The organism is Pseudorhodoplanes sp. (assembly GCF_050250235.1).
In the GTDB taxonomy this organism is placed as follows: Bacteria; Pseudomonadota; Alphaproteobacteria; order Rhizobiales; family Xanthobacteraceae; genus Pseudorhodoplanes.
The window spans coordinates 1-17,866 of the sequence record NZ_JBFWPA010000048.1; the positions used below are offsets into that span (position 1 = coordinate 1).

The window sequence follows — 17,866 nt, forward strand, 5'->3', positions numbered from 1 at the left end:
TCACTTCATGGGTGTCGGCGTTGTGCACGACGGAAATTGAGGGGTCTTCCTCCACCAGCTTGTTCAGCGCCTGCCCGAGCTTGACGTCGTCCTTGCGCTCTCTCGCCGCAATCGAGATGGCGAGCACCGCAGGATACGGCACGACCTCGACGAGGCGTTTCGGATTGTCCTTGCCGGAGGCCAGCGTGTCGCCGGTTCTGGCATTGTCGAGCTTGCCGAAGGCTACGGTTTCGCCGGTTTGAGCCGCCCCGCGCTTCTCGAAGGCCTGGCCCATCATCTTGAACACGCCCGAGACGCGTCCGGCGTCGCGATCCTGCGAGTTGAGCGTTACACCATCCCCGACCTGACCGGCCAGCACGCGCGCAACCGTCATCTTGCCGCCATGGGATGTGTTGATCGACTTCAGCGCGTAGGCTGCCACCTCGTTTCCGCCGGCCTTCACGCCGAGCCGCTTCGCCGTCGTCTCCACATCCGGCGCCTCATGCCGCAGCGCCTTCAGCAGCCGCAGCACGCCGTTGGTGCGGGTAGCGACGCCGATCAGAACCGGGCAGACCTGCCCCTCGCGCAATTCCTTGGCGAGATCGTCGAACACCTTGTCGCGCGGCGGCGGAATGTCCTCCAGCAATTGCTCCATCAATTCGTCGTCGTGATCGGCGAGCGTCTCCAGCATGGTGAAGCGCGCCGTCTTCTCGCGCTCAAGATCTTCGCCCGAAAGCTCGATCACTTCGGATGCCGTGTGCTCCTTGTAGACATGCGCCCGCTCCAGCGCGAGATCGACGAATCCGGTGATGATGTCGTTCTTCCAGATCGGTATCTGCCGCAGCAGAAGCGGGATGCGCGATGCCGGCTGCAATATCTGCAATGTTTCGCGCAGCCGCTTGTCGGCCTTGTCGATCTTGTTCAGGAACAGGAAATGCGGAATGTTCTGATCTTCCAGTTCGCGCAGCACGAGCTGCAATTGCGGCACCTTCTTCTCGTCCGCCTCGCAGACCACGACCGCGGCATCGACCGCGGGCAAGGCGGCGCGCATGTCGTGGATGAATTCGATCGAACCGGGGCAATCGATGAAGGTAAAGCTTTCGTCCATGAAGGTCGTGGTCGCGACCGACAATTCCACGCTCATGGCGTGATGGCGCGCTTCCTTCGAATTGTCGCCGACCGTCGTGCCGGCCTCGACGCTGCCCTGGCGCTGGATCGCGCCGGTGCGCGCCAGAATCGCCTCGAGCAGCGTGGTCTTCCCACTCTGGAAGGGGCCCACCAATGCAATGCACCGGGGACCCTTCGGCCTATTGCCGTTGGTTCTGGTGCCGTTGGCATTCGCTTCCGTCATCGACGCCTCCCTTTGCCGGAAGGGCGCGATGCATTCCGAGAACCGCGTTGCATGTCTTCGGCATCACGCCCGGTTTGGGCGCCTGACCCGAAGGGCCGGTCATTCCGGCCACAGTCAGACGCCGGAAGGCCTATGGTCTGCGCACTTTGCGGCGAAGGCAAGGGCAATCGGAAGCCTTATCCCGGACCCCGTGGAGCACCAGCGTGGCGACCGCGCTCAGATCCGGCGCAGGGCAAGCAACGGACAGCCTTCGGCAAGCTCGTAATGTCCGGACGGCAGAAACCGCGGACCGGTGAAATGCGCGGCGGGTACGACGTCGAGCAATTGGTCCCGCGAGGAAAAACTGTATCGCGCAGTGGAACCGTCGTAGAAATCAATCGTGTCGATATGTCCGCGTTGCCATCCTGTGCGCCGCACAAGATCCGAACGATCCGGAAACATCGCATTGAATGTATCGAGAATGTGCTGAACCGGGACATTCGGATCGCGGCTTTCGCATGCGAGCGGGGTTGCCGGCAGCCGCATCATGGTGATGACTCCGGACGCCTCAAAACCTCGGAATATCGGGAAACGCGACCTTCCCGGCCCTCACATGCATCCGCCCGAGCTCCGCACAGCGATGCAAGGTGGGGAAAACCTTGCCGGGATTGAGCAGCCCCTGCGCGTCGAAGGCGCATTTCAGGCGCTGCTGCTGGTTGAGGTCGATCTCCGAAAACATTGCCGGCATCAGATCGCGCTTCTCGATGCCGACGCCGTGCTCGCCGGTGAGGACACCACCCACCTCGACGCATAGCCGCAGGATGTCGGAGCCGAACGCTTCCGCCTTGTCCAGTTCTTCCGGCACATTCGCGTCATAGAGGATCAGCGGATGCAGATTTCCGTCGCCGGCGTGAAACACATTGGCCACCCGCAGGCCGTATTGCTCGCTCATCTGCCGCATGCGCGCCAGCACAAGCGGCAGGGCCGCGCGCGGGATGGTGCCGTCCATGCAGAGATAATCGGGCGAGATGCGCCCGACGGCGGGGAATGCCGCCTTGCGCCCGGCCCAGAACAGCAGGCGCTCGTCCTCGTTCTGCGAAACCCGGCAGGTGCTGGCATTGCAGCTCCTGGCGATTGCATCGACTCTCTCGATGAGATGATCGACCTCGGCCTGGCCGCCATCCAGCTCCACGATCAGCAGCGCCTCGACATCGAGCGGATAGCCGGCCTGCACGAACTGCTCGACCGCATGGATCGCCGGGCGGTCCATCATCTCCATGCCGCCGGGAATGATGCCGGCCCCGATGATGCGTCCGACACAGGCACCGGCATCCTCGGAGCTTGGGAATCCGACCAGCAGCGCACGCGCGGTTTCAGGTTTCTTCAGGATGCGCACGGTGATTTCGGTGACGACGCCCAGAAGCCCCTCCGAGCCGTTGATGACGCCAAGCAGGTCATAGCCACCGGCATCGAGATGCTTGCCCCCGATCCGCACGATCTCGCCTGAGATCAGCACCATTTCGACGCCGAGGACGTTGTTCGTGGTCATCCCGTATTTCAGACAATGCACGCCGCCGGAATTCTCCGCGACATTGCCGCCGATCGTGCAGGCAATCTGCGAGGACGGGTCGGGCGCGTAATAGAAGCCTTTGTGGCCAACCGCGTTCGAGATTCCGAGATTGGTGACACCCGGCTCCGCCACGACCACGCGATTGTCGAAATCGATCTCGCGGATGCGGCTGAATTTCGACATGCCGAGCAGGACGCCGTCTTCCAGCGGCAGCGCGCCGCCGGAGAGCGAGGTGCCGGCGCCGCGCGGCACCACCTTGACGTTGTTGTCATGGCAATAACGCAAGATGTCGGATACCTGCTGCGTGGTCGACGGCAGAACGACGACCAGCGGCAATTGCCGATAGGCCGTAAGCCCATCGGTCTCGAATGGCCGCATCTCGCGCTCGCCTGCGATCACGCCTTCGCCCGGCACGATCGCCTGCATGGCGGCGATGATGGCTTCGCGCCGCAGCAAAACCGCGCGGTCGGGGTCAGGCATGCGCACTGACATGAGTCAATCCCACGTCCGGAAATCCGGCATACAGCTTATCCAATTGCGGTCGCCGCCGCGAGGGCGCAGAATGCTGCGCCGGTGCCAGGCTGATGCCCGCCCCCCGCATTCTAATCTCCCGACGCTGCAATCCGGAGCGCTTCATGATCAAGGATATCGTCGTCAACCTGACGCCGGGGACCGAGGACGACCCCGCCTGCCGCTACGCCATCTCGCTTGCCGAAGCCTTCGACGCGCATGTAACCGGCGTCGCCTTCTCCTATGATCCGCCGTGGCCCCCCGCCATTACCGATCTTGGCGGCGCCGACATTCTCCGCTCGCTCATCGAGCAAAACCGGACGCAGGCGAAATCCACCGCGGCGCAATTCCAGGCTGCCGCAAAGCGGTCGCAGATCTCGGCGCATTCGCTGACACCCGAGGGCTCCCTGTCCGTGGCCACGGAAGCCTTCGCAAATCTGGCGCGGGCGTACGACCTCGCGGTTCTGAAGCAATCGGAATCCGACGACGACGTCACCGCGCAGAACATGATCGAGGCTGCGTTGTTCAATTCGGGACGTCCGGTCCTCATCGTACCCTATATTCAGAAAGCCGGTTTCTCCGTGAAGCGCGTGGTGGTGTGCTGGGACGGCAGCCGCGCCGCGGCGCGGGCCATCGGTGACAGCCTCCCGCTGATCGCCAGGGCCAACAACGTGCAGGTCCTGACCGTGGTGACCGGGAAGTTCGACGAGAATGACGTCACCGGTGCCGATATCGCCGAGCACCTTGCGCGCTACAAGCTCAGGACCGAGCTTTCGCGGCTTCCGGCGCCCGATATCGATGTTGCGAATGCCATTCTCTCGCATGCCGCGGATATCGACGCGGACCTGATCGTGATGGGCGGGTACGGTCATTCCCGGCTGCGCGATTTCGTGCTCGGGGGGGCCACGCGCTCAATCCTGCAATCCATGACAGTTCCGACCTTCATGTCGCACTAGACGCCCTGACCGCCTGGAACCAAATCACCCTTGCTGAATTTGCTTGCGTCCTGCGCACGGCCGTACAGACCGCGACGGCCTGCGTCGGACGACCGGATGTGAGGCGTGAATGTCGTTTTCCTTTGGCATCGAGGAAGAGTATTTTCTTGTCGACAGCGAGACAGGGTCCGTAACGCGCAGAATGCCGGAGCGCTTCCTTGCCGCGGCCAAGGCGGCACTCGGCGAACGGGTGACCGGCGAGTTCCTGCAGTCACAGATCGAGATCGTGACCGCGCCGCAGACCGACATGGCGGCTGCGCATGAGGATCTGCGCCTGCTCCGACGCAGGCTTGGGACGATCGCGAACGATCATGGGCTCGCAATCCTGGCCGCCGGAACGCACCCGACCGCGATATGGGAACGGTCCCGGCAATCGCACGGCGAGCGCTACGACAGCGTGATGGACGACCTGCAGATGATCGGACGGCGCAACATGCTGTGCGGCATGCATGTGCATGTTGAATTGCCGGATCCCGACGACCGTATCGACGTGATGACGCGGATGCTGCCGCATCTGCCGCTCTTCATCGCGCTCTCCACGTCGTCGCCGTTCTGGCGCTCGCAGCCGACCGGGCTGCTGGGGTACCGGCTCGCGGCCTATGACGAGTTGCCGCGCACCGGCATTCCGGAGTTGCTCAGGACCAAGGCGGAGTTCGATGCCTATATCGATGCGCTGGTGCAGGCCGGCGTGATGCCGGATGCAAGCTATATCTGGTGGGCGGTACGCCCGTCGCTCAAACACCCGACCCTGGAATTGCGGGCCCCCGACGTCTGTACCCGCGTCGACGATGCAATCGCGGTTGCTGCCCTCTATCGGGCGGTGACGCGCAGGCTCACGCTTAATCCATCGCAGAACCGCGACATGAATGCGATCACGCGTGCGATCGTGGTCGAGAACAAGTGGCGCGCGCAGCGCTATGGGGTGCGGGGAAGCTTCGCCAGGCTTGAGCGCGATGGGCCGATCACGGTCGCAGAGATGCTGGAGCACGTCATCACCGAGGTGGCTCCGGACGCCAAGGCGCTCGGTTGCCTCGACGCGGTGCTGCATTGCCGGCGCATCGTCGAACGGGGTACCTCGGCCGACCGTCAGCTCGCGATTTTCGAGCAGCATGCCGATAACCCGGAGCTTGCGCTGCGGCGGGTGACGGAATGGCTCGCAGAAGCGACTGTCCTCTGACGCTGCCGGCGCGGTGATCCCGGGTCACCCCTCCTCCGCCGCCGGCAGTGCGACCTGCACCACAACGCCCCGCGCGCGCGCATCGACCACGCCGAGTGCACGCAGCGACAACAGGGTCAGCGCCTGCACCACGTTGCGAGCACCCGCCGCATCATCGTGACTGTCCGGCGCCAGCGGCCCGATCAATCCCTCGAGCAAAGCGCCGAACAGCGCCGCAGCCGCAAGATTCACGTCCTGCGCCGGCAGATGACCGGCCTGCATCGCAGCCGCGATGCGCATTTTAAACTCCTCGGCGAGGGCGCGGCGGAACGCAGTCCGCCCTGCCTCAACCTCGGGTTCCGCAGGATCGGCGATGATCGCCCGGACGAGCCTGCGCTGCCGTAACACGCGTGCGGCAAATGTGGCAATCGCAGCCGCCAGCGCCGACAATGGCCCCGGTGCGGACCTGCCGGCCTTGCGGATGGCAGCAAGCTCGCGCTCGGACATCGCCGAAACCAGCGCGGTGACCAGCTCGGCCTTGGATGGAAAATACCGGTAGACCGTGCCGGTCGCGATCCCGGCGCGCTGCGCCACGGAAGCGATCTGCACTGCCACCATGCCGCCCTCGGCCGCTGCCGCCACCGCGGCAGCGATGATGGCCTGATGGCGGGCGGCCTGTTTGCGAAGAACCTGCGGCGTGCGCCGATAGGGCATAAATGGAGTGAATCATGATTCACGCCATGTAGACAAGCGGCGTGGGTGCCGCCCCAATCCGCGCCGCGTATTCAGCGACGATGCCCGATCGCCTTTTCCCGGATCGCCTCCAGGGTCGTTGCCGGGGTAATCGCGCTGGGATCGACCCTCAGATGGATGATGGCGGGCTGGCCGGACGCGCGCGCTGCAGCATAGGCCTTCGCAAAATCCGCGGTTTTCTCCACCGTCACGCCGAAGCCGCCGAAAGCGCGGGCATAAGCTGCGAAATCCGGGTTCTTCAGCGCAGTGGCCACCACGCGGCCCGGATATTCACGCTCCTGATGCATGCGGATGGTCCCGTACATGCCATTGTCCACGATCGCGATCACCACCGGCAGATCATATTGCACGGCGGTCATGAATTCCTGCCCATGCATCAGGAAGTCGCCGTCACCGGCAAGACAGAACACGTTGCGCTCCGGGTGGAGGCGCTTCATCGCGATTGCGGCCGGTACGCCGTATCCCATCGAACCGGATGTCGGTCCGACAAAGGTGTTGAAGCACCGCAGACGATAGAAACGATGCAGCCAGCCTGAGAAATTTCCGGCCCCGTTGCAGAGAATGTCGTCGGCTGAAAGATTGTCGCGCAGCCACACCATGATCTCGCCGAGATTGACCGCGCCTGGCACCTCGGTCGCCTGTTCGCTGAAGGCGATGTAATCGGCGTGCGCGGCACGGGTCTCGTCCGACCAGCGGATCGTGTTGGGAGCCTGCAGTCCTTCCAGTGCGGCGGCGAAGGCAGTCGGGGAGGCATTGATCGCCAGACTGGGGCGGTAGACCCGCCCGAGTTCGTCGACACCGGGATGCACATGAACAAGCGGCTGCCGGGGCTGCGGAATCTCGAACAGCGTATAGCTCTGGCTCGGCATCTCGCCCATGCGGGAACCGACCAGAACGACCAGATCGGACGCCTTGATCCGCGCGACGAGCTTCGGATTCGGGCCGACGCCGAGATCGCCGGCATAATTCCGGTGGGTCTGGTCGAACAGGTGGCCGCGCCGGAAAGTGGTCGCCACCGGGACATCAAAGCGCTCGGCGAAGCGTTGCGTCGCCGCCCAGGCTTTCTGCGACCAGCGGCTGCCGCCGAGGATCATGATCGGGCGCTGCGCGGACCAGAGCATCTTCTGCAGTCTGGACATGTCGGTAAGGCCCGGCCAGGTCTCGACCGGCTCGAAGGGCGGCGCGTCGGCAACCACCGCGCGCTCGGTCAGCATGTCTTCCGGCAGCGCGATCACCACCGGTCCCGGCCGGCCATTGGTCGCGGTATGGAAAGCACGCGACACGATTTCCGGGATGCGCGCGGCATCGTCGATCTCGGTCGCCCATTTCGCCATCGTGCCAAACACCGCGCGGTAGTCGAGTTCCTGAAACGCCTCACGTTCGCGCATGTCGCGCGCCACCTGACCCACGAAAACGATCATGGGAGTGGAATCCTGCATCGCGATATGGATGCCGGGCGACGCATTGGTGGCGCCGGGCCCGCGCGTGACGAAGCAGATGCCCGGCCTCCCGGTCGCCTTGCCCGCCGCTTCCGCCATCATCGCCGCGCCGCCCTCCTGCCGGCAGACGGTGAGCGCGATGTTGCGATCATGGAAGGCGTCGAGCGCGGCGAGATAGCTCTCGCCGGGCACGCAGAAGGCATGCTGAACGCCATGCGCGACGAGCTGATCCACAAGGATTTCGCCGCCGGTTCGCGATCCGTCATTGCTGCGCATGGCGTTTCTCTGCAATCAGCGGATGATGGGCGCGAACTTCGCGGGAATCATCAGCTTGGTGACCTGATTCTCAAGGTACCCCGCCTCGCTGTTCAATTTGAGATAGTTCCGCCATTCCGGATCGGCAGCCATCGCCGCGCGTTTTTTTTCGCGGTCGGTCGCGTTTTCATAAGCCCAAATATGCACGATGGTATTCAAATCACCGCTCTCGGCGAACATATAGGCAACAGGCTTGCCGAGATGCCGGGTCTGGGCGGCGTATCCATGCTGCTCGTAGATATCGAGATGGGGTTGAACACAACCCGGCCTAATACGATAGGTTCGATGATCGATGAGCACTGTGATTCCTCCGCCAGATAGCAAGAGCGCCCGCGGGCGCGACGGCGGCATTCTCAGCGCAGACGCGTCCGGGTCAAGCCCGACGCAGTGACAGGTTCGCACACCGATCATGCCAGACAGCCACAGCAAAAGTTCGCAGGATGCGGTATTCGCGTTCCTGTCCGATCCGGCGGCGCATGGCGGCGCCGAAGTGACGCGCATCGACACGCACGGCGCGGCGGTGTTCCTCGCCGGCGACCGCGTGCTCAAGGTCAAGCGCGCCGTGAAGTTTCCGTTCCTGGACTATTCGACGCCGGAAAAGCGCAAGGCGGCTTGCGAGGCGGAGTTGCGGGTGAACCGGCTGTTCGCGCCCAACATCTATCGCGGTGTCGTGCCGATCAGCAAGGACGGCTCCGGCCGGCTCTCGATCGGTGGTGGCGGCGAAGCCGTCGAATGGGCGCTGGAGATGCACCGTTTCGACGAGAATGCAACGCTCGACCGGCTGGCGGAGAAGGGCGGCATCGACAACGCGCTGGCCGATGCGCTCGCGCGGACCGTGGTGGCGGCGCATCGACAGGTGCCTTCGGTCGAGGCCGAACCATGGATCGAGGCGCTCGAGAGCTATATCGGCCAGAACGAGGAGGCCTTCGCGGAATTTCCGGGCCTGTTCGCACCGAACAAGGTCGAAGATCTGATCGAGGCGAGCCGACGGGCCATTGCGCAATTGCGGCCAATGCTGCGTCGCCGCGGCGACATGCTGCTGGTGCGGCGCGGGCATGGCGACCTGCATCTCGGCAATATCGCGATGATCGACGACAGGCCCACATTGTTTGACGCGATCGAGTTCGATCCCCTGGTCGCATCGGGCGATGTGCTCTACGACCTTGCCTTCCTTCTGATGGACCTGGTCGAGCGCGGACTGTCGGACGCGGCCAATATCGTTCTCAACCGCTATCTCGCCGAAACCGGCCGCATGGACGATCTCGATGCGCTCGGCACCCTGCCCTTCTTCATGTCGATGCGCGCTGCGATCCGCGCCAAGGTGACGGCGGCGAAGCTTGAACATGCCGAAGACAAGGACAAGGCCGGTATTGAAGCGAGTGCGAAGGCGTATTTCGAGCTTGCGGTGCGGCTGATGGCGCCTCCGCCACCGATGCTCGTTGCCGTCGGAGGCCTGTCCGGCACCGGCAAGTCGGTGCTTGCGCGTATGATGGCGGCGGATATCCCGCCGGTGCCGGGCGCCGTCATCCTGCGTTCCGATACCATGCGCAAGACGCTGTTCAACTATGCCGAGACCGAAAAGCTCCCGGAACAGGCCTATACGGAGGCCGTTACTGCAAGAGTTTACGCAGCACTCGGCGAGCGTGCCGCGCACGTCCTGCGAGCCGGGCATTCGGCGGTGGTGGACGCAGTATTCGCAAAGGCAAGCGAGCGCACGAATGTCGCGGCAATCGCGGCAGACGAAGGCGTTCCGTTCCGCGGATTATTCCTGACCGCCGATATGGAAACCCGCATCGCCCGCGTTGGCGCCCGCGTCGGCGATGCGTCCGATGCGGATGCCGATGTGGCGCGCAGGCAGGCCGGTTACGATCTTGGCGCGATCGACTGGGTCGAGGTGGATGCTTCGGGAACGCCGGAGGAGACCCTGGCGAACGCGAAAGCGGCGCTGTCGTCCGTGGCCTGAAAGGCAACCATTTCCTTGTTCTGCCTTTCGAATGCGGGCATCACTATGCGACAGAAGCGCCTGCGACGACCGGATCGCGCTTTCGCGGACGAACACCGAACTGGATCACCACCCGGTCGCGCGCATGGCAGCGACGATTCCGATCCCGCAGGCGAGCGCCAGAAACTCGTTGCGCCGCCAGATCATCATGAGAGCCACGGCCGCCATCGCCACCGCCGCGGACAATCCCTCCTTCAGCACGACCGGCACGATCAGGGCGGCCACTACCGAGCCGGGCAGCGCTTCCAGCATGCGCATGACCCGCGGCGTCAGCGTCACCTTGCCCATCATCCAGAATCCGGCAAAGCGCAGGAAGACCGTGACCGCGGCCATGGCCGCGATGACGGCGAAGACGCCATGCGGCAGCGGTTCATTCATCGCCGAGCAGGCCTCCGGCAATGGCGCCCGCGATGGTGCCGGCGATGATATACCAGAAGCCCGGAACCACGAGCTGAACCGCGATCGCGACCAGTCCGGCAATCGCCCACGGGGCCGATCGGCGTGTGCTCTCGAACATCGGCGCCAGCAGCGCCACGAAATAGAGCGGCAGGATCATGTCGACACCATAGGGGCGCGGGTCGGACAGGAGCTTGCCGAATACCTGGCCGACCGCAGTCGACGGCACGAATGTCAGCCAGATCGCGAATCCGCCGCCGAACACGAAGCCCGCATCGGCGCCGCCTTCGCGGCGATAGCGCAGCGTCGACATCCAGTTGCTGTCGGTGAGGATGTAGAGCGCAGGAAAGACCTGCAGCGGCGGCGCGCCGGCCAGCCAGGGCCGCATTGATGCGCTCATCAGCAGCATGCGCAGATTGATGACGAAGGACGTGAAAGCGATGGTCAGCACCAGTGCCGGCGTGATTTGCGGCGACCAGAGTTCCATCGATGCAATCTGCGACACACCGGCGAAGACGATACCGCTCATCAGCACGGCATCCAGCAGCGACAGCCCGCGCTCGGCGGAAAGCGCCCCGAATGCCGCACCGAACAGCGCTACGCCCGGCAAAGCCGGGACGATCGCCATCGCGCCCTGGCGGACGCCTTCAAGGCTCCAAGTGGGCGCAGGACCGCCATCGCTGGGTTCGGATTGCATGGAGGTCATGCCGGGAGTGGGGGCTTGCGCTCTAGCAAAGCCGCCCCGGCTGGGCAATCTTGGCGGCTGCAATCCACCCCTGCCCCAGCCCCTTCATGCTCCGTCCCATGCCCCGCGTCGCGATTGCGACGGCCGGCCTCACCGCGATGCTCAACATGTATGCACCGCAGGCGGTGCTGCCATTGATGTCGGAGGAGTTCGGCGTGGGACCGGCCGCCATCAGCCAGATCATGACCGTGAATGCGCTCGCGGTCGCGATCACCGCGCCGTTCACGGGCGTCATCGCGGACGTGCTGGGGCGGCGCTTCATCATCGCGGTCGCGATCGCGCTGCTGGTGGTCCCATGCGTGATGATGGGCTTTTCGCAGAGCCTGGAGGCGCTGCTGTTCTGGCGATTCGTGCAGGGGCTGCTGCTGCCGCCGATCTTTGCGGTGTCGGTCGCCTATATCGGAGCCGAATGGCCAACGAGCGAAGCGACGGCAGTCAACGGCACCTTCATCGCCGCGACCGCGGTCGGCGGCTTTGGCGGACGCATGGTGACGGCAGCGCTGGCCGAACCGGTCGGCTGGCGCAATGCGCTGCTCGCCGATGCCGGCATCACGGCGCTGTGCGCGCTGGTGGTGATTGCGCTGTTGCCGCGCGAACGCAGCTTCGTGCACGGAACGACGCTCGCGACCTCGCTTCGCCAGATACTGGCGCATGTGCGCAACCCGCGCCTGCTCGCGACCTTCGGGGTCGGCTTCGGCATCATGTTCAACTTCCTGTCGGCCTTCACCTATCTCGGCTTCCGGCTTGCGGCCCCGCCCTTCAGCCTCTCGACCGCCGCGATCGGCGCGGTATTCGTCACCTATCTGATCAGCATCGTCACTGCGCCGTTCACGGGCCGCCTGGTGTCGCTGTTCGGCCGTCGCAGATTCGGACTGATCGCGCTTGCGGTCTGGATGGGTGGCATCCTGCTGACGCTCGCGCCGTCACTCCCGGTGATCATCGTCGGTCTGTTCATGATCACGGGATCCGGGTTCTATGTGCAGGTCTGCTGCCAGAGCTTTGTCGCGACCAACGCGCGCGAAGGCAATTCGTCCGCGGTCGGCCTCTATGTCACGTCATTCTATATCGGCGGCAGCTTCGGCGGGCTGATCCCAGGCCTGCTCTGGAGCAGCACCGGCTGGCCCGGCGTCGTAGGACTGATCGCAGGCATGCTGCTGATCATGGCCGGCTTCGTCCGCTTCGCCTGGCGGGAGGCGTGAGACCCGCCCGTCAGACGGCAGCAGCGCTCGGGTGCCAGCACGGCGCGTAGCCGTTTGCCAGCACAGCGACGATCGACGGCGGCGTGAGAGCATCGACAGAACCCGACAAGGGGCGCGCGCGCCTTTCGACATATCCGGCGGGTGACCAGCGCAGCAACACGCCGCCTTTCACGGCAAAGGCCGCGCCCTCGATCGCAATCATCGTACCATCCGCAAGGGCTGCGATATCGTGCCGGTGAATTCGCTTGGCGCGGCCATTGATCCGCTCTTGGTGAAGACTTCTGTCCATCTCCGCCGCGCGCGGACGCTGGCCGAACGCGCGTTGCCATGCATCGGCGAAAGCATCCGCATCCGCTCGCCGGCACTCGAAACACGGCCGGTGCCCGGCGGCCAACGCGGTCACCTCGTCGAGGAAGAACAGTTCGGTGTAGCTGTCGCCCCAGACACTGCGCCTCCGCCCCTTGAAATCGAGGGCGCAGCAAATCCACTGCTTCGAGGCGAAGCGGCGCGCCGTCAGTCGCCGCGCACCATCGTGAATGCGTCCGCCGCGATTGCCCATGAACATGCCACGGACGGGATCGGCAACAAGATCGCCGAACGGCGTGACACGGGACTGAAGGGGACCGATTTTTCTACTTTTGATTGAATTTATCAAGTTAAACGCTAAGATTGTATTGAGCCGTACAGCGTGAGGCACCCCCCCATGGCCGATTTTTACCAATTCCTCGCGAGCGTGGTAGCGCGGCTCGATCCAAACACGCCCGCAAGCAGAGCCGATATCTATGTTCGATCGCGCGATGCGCTGGAGACGCAACTGCGCCAAAGTTCTTTCACCCATGCGCAACTTTCAGCCCAAATGAAGCTGCTGGACGACGCGATCGATCGCATCGAGTCCGGATACCGTATCGAATCGAAGGCCGTGGTGGAAGAAGCGGGCGTGATCTCGAGTCCGACACCCCGCGTTGATCAAGCCCGGCTTGAACACAGCAACTCGGAGTTGCGCGGCAATGTCCGCATGCCATCGCCCGATGCGCCGAACGGCGCAACCCTCATTGATGCGGTGAGCGAGCTTGCAGCCGGCGCGCCGGTCGCAAAAGACACTGGCGCGCCAGTCCAGAGCGCCGCGGCAAACGGCAATGCCATGGCCGCATCCGAATTAACCGATGCGATCGAAGGCATCGTCCTGCACTATTCCCAGATCAGCTGGCAGGGACGCATCCGTGTACATGGCGAAGCGGAGCCCTATTACTTCGACAGGAAGTCCGTTCAAGGCCAGCAGCACCTGATGAAGGACGAGCGGGTCCGCTTCTCACCCTCCAAGGGGCCACGCAGACCTCGCGCCAGGAACGTCGAACTGATCGGAGAAACGCCATGGGTGCGCGGCGAGGTCAAATGGTGGGACCTCGAAAAGGGTTTCGGGATCATCGCGTCCAAGGGCAAGGATTTTTTCGCCCATTACAGCGATGTGTGTATGGGCATGGGCGGCGAACGCTACCTTGACGAGGGCGAAGCCGTGATCTTCCGCCCTACCATCGAAAAGAAGCAGGGAGAGACGCGCGACCGCGCAGCCGATATCACCGTCTTCACACCGCGCCACCCGTGCATGCGCTTCGCGATCATGCGGAGCCTGAAAGAACTCATCCCGCACCTGGCGGAGATGGCCGTGGACGAACCATGGGAATACAGTACTCGGCGCCACAACGAAGACACCGAGGCGACGGCAGCCATCACCGATTCCGAAACGCGCGCGAAGGAAGGGCGCACTTACCTGGTCCTCGAGCAATACGTCATCTACACCCTCAACCGCCTCGTTGAGGAGAACAAGATCGTAATCGATGGCAAGTTCGCCTATGCCAATATCGGATTGCAGACCAAGGAATTCTATGCGGACATTGTCGCGCAATTTACAAAGTATACGGGCGCCGCGCCGCAGGAATGGGAGCTGAAGGAGTTTGTAAAAGCGTCCAATGTCCAGATCGCCCGACTTCCAAAGCGTCCCGAACTCGCCGAGTATATCACCAATCCGTCGCACCTGATCTTCGACTGCAAGGCTTCGCTCGCAATCGAAGCCGAGCACATCATTCGGGACAACCGCAAGCGCCTTGAAAGCATCGGAATTCAGCCCGGAAGCGCGCTGCGTGAAATCAACGATGCCAAGAATGTCGCAATCGATCGTGTTCGCCGAAATTACAAGATCGCGATTCCGTCCTGGCGCCGCGGACAGATCCAGCTCTTGCTGCCGCTTTGCCTGAAGGCCGATTACACCAATCCAGAACTGGCGCTGGTGGTGAACCGCGCTGGTGACAACTATCACGCACCAACCGCGCTTACGATTGCCCAGGCCTATACAAATGCCCGGCTCATCGCTCGGCCCGATCCGGAGTGGCTGCGACCTTAACGAGATCGCCGAACGGCGTGACACGGGACTGGAGGGGCATCGGCTGTCTCTACAGGCACGCAGCCGGCGAATCGCCGGCCATGCGGATTGATTTCGCCACCGACTGCAAGGTCTCGAGAAAATTGCGAACCACCGGCGGCTGCACCGGGGTTTGCCGCAGAAGCGCCCCGACCGGCGGCAGGGCGTCATCCAGCCTGACCTTCAAGATGCGGAGAAGACCGCGTTCGGCATAGTCATTCGCAAGCCCCGCCGGCCAAATGCTGAGAAAGTCGGTCCGGCGCAGCAGTGCCTCCACGGCAATGAAGGACGAGGACTGAACTTTCGGCGTCGGCGGCTGCAATCCTTCGCGCACGAACATGCCGTCGATCTGCGCTTTGAGAAAGGCATCGGTCTGCGGGTAGATCCAGGATTCGGACACGACCTTGCGCAGGGTAAGCGCCTTCTTTCGCAATACCGGATTTTGCGGCCCGCACACCACGCAGATGCGTTCGTGGTAGAGCGGCATATGGACCAGATCGTCCGCCGGCGGCTTCTCCGGCACGCGCCCCAGCAGACAGTCGATCTCGCCGCGCCGCAAGGCGAGCAGCATCAGCTCGCTGGTGCCCTCCTCAATCGAAATCACGGTATGAGGAAATTTCGCAAGCATCGTCATGATCGTGCGCAGCAAAAGCTGCGGGATCGCCACCGGATAGACACCGACCCTGATCCGTCCGCGATTGCCACCCGCCTGATCCAGCAATTCGTCGCGCGCGTGATCGATCTCGGCAATCACCGCAGCGGAGCGGCGAACCAGGATGTTACCCGCCGGAGTAGGCACCACGCCCCGGTTGGTCCTCGTGAACAGTTTCGCGGCAAACATCGTCTCCAGCTCGACCAGCAACTTGCTCACGGCCGGCTGCGTGAGCCCCAGCACGCGGGCGGTCCGATGCAGGCTGCGCGTCTGGTCGAGCGTCACCAGCAGCAGCATGTGGCGCATCCGCAGACGATCGCGAAGCGTTTGCCCGGCCATGAAGCGCCTCCGCGCCTGTTGCGATAACCTCCGGTTATCACAAATCCCCAAAAGGTCAGCAATTGATCTTTGCCCGCCAATCCGTCTGATTTGGCCGGACCGCGAAAGCAAGGGAGCCATCATGCCGCTGAAAATCCGCCGTCTCTCCTATGCACTTGGTGCCGAAATTATCGGCGCCGACCTCACCAAGCCGATGAGCGAGGAAGCTTTCGCCGAGATACGGCATGCGTTTCATGAGCATCTGGTCCTGCTGTTCCGCGATCAGGTCCTGACACCCGAGCAACATATTGCGTTCAGCCGCCGGTTCGGCGAACTCGATGTCCACCCATTCAGCCGCTACAATCTGCCGGGCTACCCGGAAGTCCTGCAGATCACCAACCATGTGATCGACGGAAAGCCGTCGGACACCAGAAATACCGGGCGGCAATGGCATTCGGATCTGTCATTCACCACGCGCCCTGCGCTCGGCTCCCTGCTCTATTGCAAGGAGGTCCCCGAGGTCGGCGGCAACACCATGTTTGCCAACATGTACATGGCCTACGAGACGCTGTCCCCGGGTCTGCGCGAGATGCTCGACAGGCTCTGGGCCGTGCACGACATGTCGATGGGCAAGGACATCGCCAATCGCGATCCCGCCTTCATGGCGGAAATGAAGAAGAAGAATCCGCCGGTCGCGCAACCGGTCGTGCGGATACATCCCGAGACCGGGCGCAAAGCGCTTTATGTAAGCGAAATGGTGACGAGTCATTTCGAAGGATGGACCTTCGACGAAAGCCGCCCGCTGCTGAACTATCTGTTCGCGCATTCGGTGCAGCCTGAATTCACCTATCGGCAGCAATGGCGACCGCACGACCTTCTGATGTGGGACAATCGCTCCGCCATGCATCTGGCCGTCGCGGATTTCGATCACTCGACACCCCGCCACATGCTGCGAACCCAGATCAGCGGTGAGGCGCTTGGCCGCGTGGCCGGTCAGCCGGCGGCGCAATCCACTTCCGCGGCGGCCTGACATGACCTCACCCTTCACAATGCAAGAACCACGTCGCTTCGCCACTGCGGCGACGCTCGCCGCGGCCCTCACATTCGGCCTTGCAACGCAAGGTCTGGCACAGGTACCGGAGCCGCAACAGCCTCCGAAGCAGGTCCGGCTCGTCGTTCCCTTTGCACCCGGCGGCGCGGTCGACGCGCTGGCCCGCGTCCTGTCGCAGAGCTTCGCGGAAGACCTGAAGCAGACGGTCATCGTCGAGAACAAGCCCGGTGCCGGCGGCAATCTTGCCGCGGAACTTGTGGCCAAGTCAGCGCCGGACGGATCGACGATCCTGCTCGGGACCAACGGCACGCATGCGACGAATGCCGCCCTGTTCAAGTCGATCCCGTTCGATCCGGTGGCGGACTTCACTCCGATCGGCCTTGCCGTGTCCATACCCCATGTCGTCGTCGTGAACGCCGACCTTCCGATCCGCTCGATCGCCGAACTGATCCAATACGGAAAGGACAAACCCGATGCGCTGCTCTTCGGCTCGGCTGGCAACGGCAGCTCGCTTCATCTTGCCGGAGAGCTGTTCGGCTCCATGGCGCAGATTCAGCTGCGTCATGTGCCCTATCGCGGCGGCGCGCCTGCGGTAATCGATCTGATCGCAGGCCGGACATCGCTGATGTTCGGTGTCGTGCCGCTGGTCCTGCCCCATATCAAATCGGGGAAACTGAGGGCACTGGCGGTGACCGGGAAGAACCGGATCACCCAGCTTCCGGACGTGCCGACCGTCGCGGAGGCAGGACTGCCGGGCTATGAGGCAACGGCGTGGATCGGGCTGCTGGCACCTGCCAAGACGCCGCAACCGATCGTCAATGCCGTCAATCAGGGCCTGCGAACCGCAATCACCAGAAGCGATGTGAGGAAGAGTCTGGAAGCACAGGGATTCGAGATCGATCCCGGGACACCGGAGGATTTCGCTGCCTTTATGCGAAACGAAACCGCAAAGTGGGGCGAGGTGGTGCGGCGGTCGGGTGCGAGCCTCAACTGAGGCCACACGCCTTTCGACGCGCCAAATCGCGTGAGTGGTTCTGCAA

Annotated in this window: 17 protein-coding genes; 7 read left to right on the forward strand and 10 right to left on the reverse strand. The window is 63.5% G+C overall.

Going from position 1 to position 17,866, the window contains the following annotated elements; genetic code table 11:
* From AB7F49_RS20125 to AB7F49_RS20135, 3 genes are all read right to left on the reverse strand, one after another.
* A partial coding sequence (locus AB7F49_RS20125; protein ID WP_428525580.1) for an elongation factor G occupies window positions 1-1,330 on the reverse strand: 1,330 nt, incomplete at its 3' end.
* A gap of 216 nt (window positions 1,331-1,546) precedes the next feature.
* A complete protein-coding gene (locus AB7F49_RS20130; protein ID WP_428525582.1) occupies window positions 1,547-1,858 on the reverse strand; it encodes a hypothetical protein in 312 nt (103 codons plus the stop codon).
* Between the two features lie 19 nt (window positions 1,859-1,877).
* Window positions 1,878-3,371 carry an FAD-linked oxidase C-terminal domain-containing protein gene (locus AB7F49_RS20135; protein ID WP_428525584.1) on the reverse strand — a complete coding sequence of 498 codons (1,494 nt, stop codon included), beginning with the start codon at window positions 3,369-3,371 and terminating at the stop codon, window positions 1,878-1,880.
* Window positions 3,372-3,514: 143 nt separating this feature from the next.
* Between AB7F49_RS20135 and AB7F49_RS20140 the strand changes: the two genes are divergently transcribed.
* Together AB7F49_RS20140 and AB7F49_RS20145 are read left to right on the forward strand one after the other, a co-directional pair.
* On the forward strand, window positions 3,515-4,345 hold the full coding sequence (locus AB7F49_RS20140; RefSeq protein WP_428525586.1) for a universal stress protein: 831 nt from the start codon (window positions 3,515-3,517) through the stop codon (window positions 4,343-4,345).
* Window positions 4,346-4,454: 109 nt separating this feature from the next.
* Window positions 4,455-5,561: a carboxylate-amine ligase gene (locus tag AB7F49_RS20145; RefSeq protein WP_428525588.1), complete on the forward strand. Its 1,107-nt coding sequence runs from the start codon at window positions 4,455-4,457 to the stop codon at window positions 5,559-5,561.
* Window positions 5,562-5,585: 24 nt separating this feature from the next.
* Here AB7F49_RS20145 and AB7F49_RS20150 read toward each other — a convergent pair whose 3' ends face one another.
* The 3 genes from AB7F49_RS20150 to AB7F49_RS20160 form a co-directional block, all read right to left on the reverse strand.
* Entirely contained in the window at window positions 5,586-6,254 is a 669-nt protein-coding gene (locus AB7F49_RS20150; protein ID WP_428525590.1) for a TetR/AcrR family transcriptional regulator, read from the reverse strand.
* 71 nt (window positions 6,255-6,325) lie between these two features.
* Entirely contained in the window at window positions 6,326-8,008 is a 1,683-nt protein-coding gene (locus tag AB7F49_RS20155; RefSeq protein WP_428525592.1) for a thiamine pyrophosphate-binding protein, read from the reverse strand.
* 15 nt (window positions 8,009-8,023) lie between these two features.
* Window positions 8,024-8,347 (reverse strand): NIPSNAP family protein, encoded by a 324-nt coding sequence (locus AB7F49_RS20160; protein ID WP_428525594.1) that lies wholly within the window; start codon window positions 8,345-8,347, stop codon window positions 8,024-8,026.
* Between the two features lie 109 nt (window positions 8,348-8,456).
* On the opposite strand from AB7F49_RS20160, the gene AB7F49_RS20165 reads away from it, so the two are divergent.
* Complete coding sequence (locus AB7F49_RS20165; RefSeq protein WP_428525596.1) at window positions 8,457-10,010, forward strand: AAA family ATPase; 1,554 nt, start codon at window positions 8,457-8,459, stop codon at window positions 10,008-10,010.
* Between the two features lie 105 nt (window positions 10,011-10,115).
* Here AB7F49_RS20165 and AB7F49_RS20170 read toward each other — a convergent pair whose 3' ends face one another.
* Window positions 10,116-10,427, reverse strand: coding sequence for an AzlD family protein (locus tag AB7F49_RS20170; RefSeq protein ID WP_428525598.1), 312 nt, complete (start codon window positions 10,425-10,427; stop codon window positions 10,116-10,118).
* Window positions 10,420-11,142 carry an AzlC family ABC transporter permease gene (locus AB7F49_RS20175; RefSeq protein WP_428525600.1) on the reverse strand — a complete coding sequence of 241 codons (723 nt, stop codon included), beginning with the start codon at window positions 11,140-11,142 and terminating at the stop codon, window positions 10,420-10,422. The genes AB7F49_RS20170 and AB7F49_RS20175 overlap by 8 nt, the downstream gene beginning before the upstream one ends.
* Before the next feature lie 95 nt (window positions 11,143-11,237).
* Here AB7F49_RS20175 and AB7F49_RS20180 point away from each other — a divergent pair, with 95 nt between their 5' ends.
* Window positions 11,238-12,389 (forward strand): MFS transporter, encoded by a 1,152-nt coding sequence (locus tag AB7F49_RS20180; protein ID WP_428525602.1) that lies wholly within the window; start codon window positions 11,238-11,240, stop codon window positions 12,387-12,389.
* A 10-nt stretch (window positions 12,390-12,399) separates the two neighbouring features.
* Here the strand turns inward: AB7F49_RS20180 and AB7F49_RS20185 are convergent, their stop codons facing one another.
* Window positions 12,400-12,954, reverse strand: a complete 555-nt coding sequence (locus AB7F49_RS20185) for a hypothetical protein (protein ID WP_428525604.1) — start codon at window positions 12,952-12,954, stop codon at window positions 12,400-12,402.
* A 138-nt stretch (window positions 12,955-13,092) separates the two neighbouring features.
* Between AB7F49_RS20185 and AB7F49_RS20190 the strand changes: the two genes are divergently transcribed.
* Entirely contained in the window at window positions 13,093-14,787 is a 1,695-nt protein-coding gene (locus AB7F49_RS20190; RefSeq protein WP_428525606.1) for a DUF3825 domain-containing protein, read from the forward strand.
* Between the two features lie 49 nt (window positions 14,788-14,836).
* Here the strand turns inward: AB7F49_RS20190 and AB7F49_RS20195 are convergent, their stop codons facing one another.
* Window positions 14,837-15,796, reverse strand: a complete 960-nt coding sequence (locus tag AB7F49_RS20195; protein ID WP_428525607.1) for a LysR family transcriptional regulator — start codon at window positions 15,794-15,796, stop codon at window positions 14,837-14,839.
* A 121-nt stretch (window positions 15,797-15,917) separates the two neighbouring features.
* On the opposite strand from AB7F49_RS20195, the gene AB7F49_RS20200 reads away from it, so the two are divergent.
* Both AB7F49_RS20200 and AB7F49_RS20205 read left to right on the forward strand, forming a co-directional pair.
* Window positions 15,918-16,805 (forward strand): TauD/TfdA dioxygenase family protein, encoded by an 888-nt coding sequence (locus tag AB7F49_RS20200; RefSeq protein ID WP_428525609.1) that lies wholly within the window; start codon window positions 15,918-15,920, stop codon window positions 16,803-16,805.
* 1 nt (window position 16,806) lies between these two features.
* The gene (locus AB7F49_RS20205; protein ID WP_428525611.1) at window positions 16,807-17,820 is read left to right on the forward strand and encodes a tripartite tricarboxylate transporter substrate binding protein; all 1,014 of its coding nucleotides are present in this window, start codon (window positions 16,807-16,809) and stop codon (window positions 17,818-17,820) included.
* Window positions 17,821-17,866 lie beyond the last annotated feature (46 nt).

Bases quoted from the DNA above. Each gene is read 5' to 3' on its own strand.
- AB7F49_RS20130 (WP_428525582.1), bottom strand. From the start codon at position 1,858: ATGATGCGGCTGCCGGCAACCCCGCTCGCATGCGAAAGCCGCGATCCG.
- AB7F49_RS20135 (WP_428525584.1), bottom strand. From the start codon at position 3,371: ATGTCAGTGCGCATGCCTGACCCCGACCGCGCGGTTTTGCTGCGGCGC.
- AB7F49_RS20140 (WP_428525586.1), top strand. From the start codon at position 3,515: ATGATCAAGGATATCGTCGTCAACCTGACGCCGGGGACCGAGGACGAC.
- AB7F49_RS20145 (WP_428525588.1), top strand. From the start codon at position 4,455: ATGTCGTTTTCCTTTGGCATCGAGGAAGAGTATTTTCTTGTCGACAGC.
- AB7F49_RS20150 (WP_428525590.1), bottom strand. From the start codon at position 6,254: ATGCCCTATCGGCGCACGCCGCAGGTTCTTCGCAAACAGGCCGCCCGC.
- AB7F49_RS20155 (WP_428525592.1), bottom strand. From the start codon at position 8,008: ATGCGCAGCAATGACGGATCGCGAACCGGCGGCGAAATCCTTGTGGAT.
- AB7F49_RS20165 (WP_428525596.1), top strand. From the start codon at position 8,457: ATGCCAGACAGCCACAGCAAAAGTTCGCAGGATGCGGTATTCGCGTTC.
- AB7F49_RS20170 (WP_428525598.1), bottom strand. From the start codon at position 10,427: ATGAATGAACCGCTGCCGCATGGCGTCTTCGCCGTCATCGCGGCCATG.
- AB7F49_RS20175 (WP_428525600.1), bottom strand. From the start codon at position 11,142: ATGCAATCCGAACCCAGCGATGGCGGTCCTGCGCCCACTTGGAGCCTT.
- AB7F49_RS20180 (WP_428525602.1), top strand. From the start codon at position 11,238: ATGCTCCGTCCCATGCCCCGCGTCGCGATTGCGACGGCCGGCCTCACC.
- AB7F49_RS20185 (WP_428525604.1), bottom strand. From the start codon at position 12,954: ATGTTCATGGGCAATCGCGGCGGACGCATTCACGATGGTGCGCGGCGA.
- AB7F49_RS20190 (WP_428525606.1), top strand. From the start codon at position 13,093: ATGGCCGATTTTTACCAATTCCTCGCGAGCGTGGTAGCGCGGCTCGAT.
- AB7F49_RS20195 (WP_428525607.1), bottom strand. From the start codon at position 15,796: ATGGCCGGGCAAACGCTTCGCGATCGTCTGCGGATGCGCCACATGCTG.
- AB7F49_RS20200 (WP_428525609.1), top strand. From the start codon at position 15,918: ATGCCGCTGAAAATCCGCCGTCTCTCCTATGCACTTGGTGCCGAAATT.
- AB7F49_RS20205 (WP_428525611.1), top strand. From the start codon at position 16,807: ATGACCTCACCCTTCACAATGCAAGAACCACGTCGCTTCGCCACTGCG.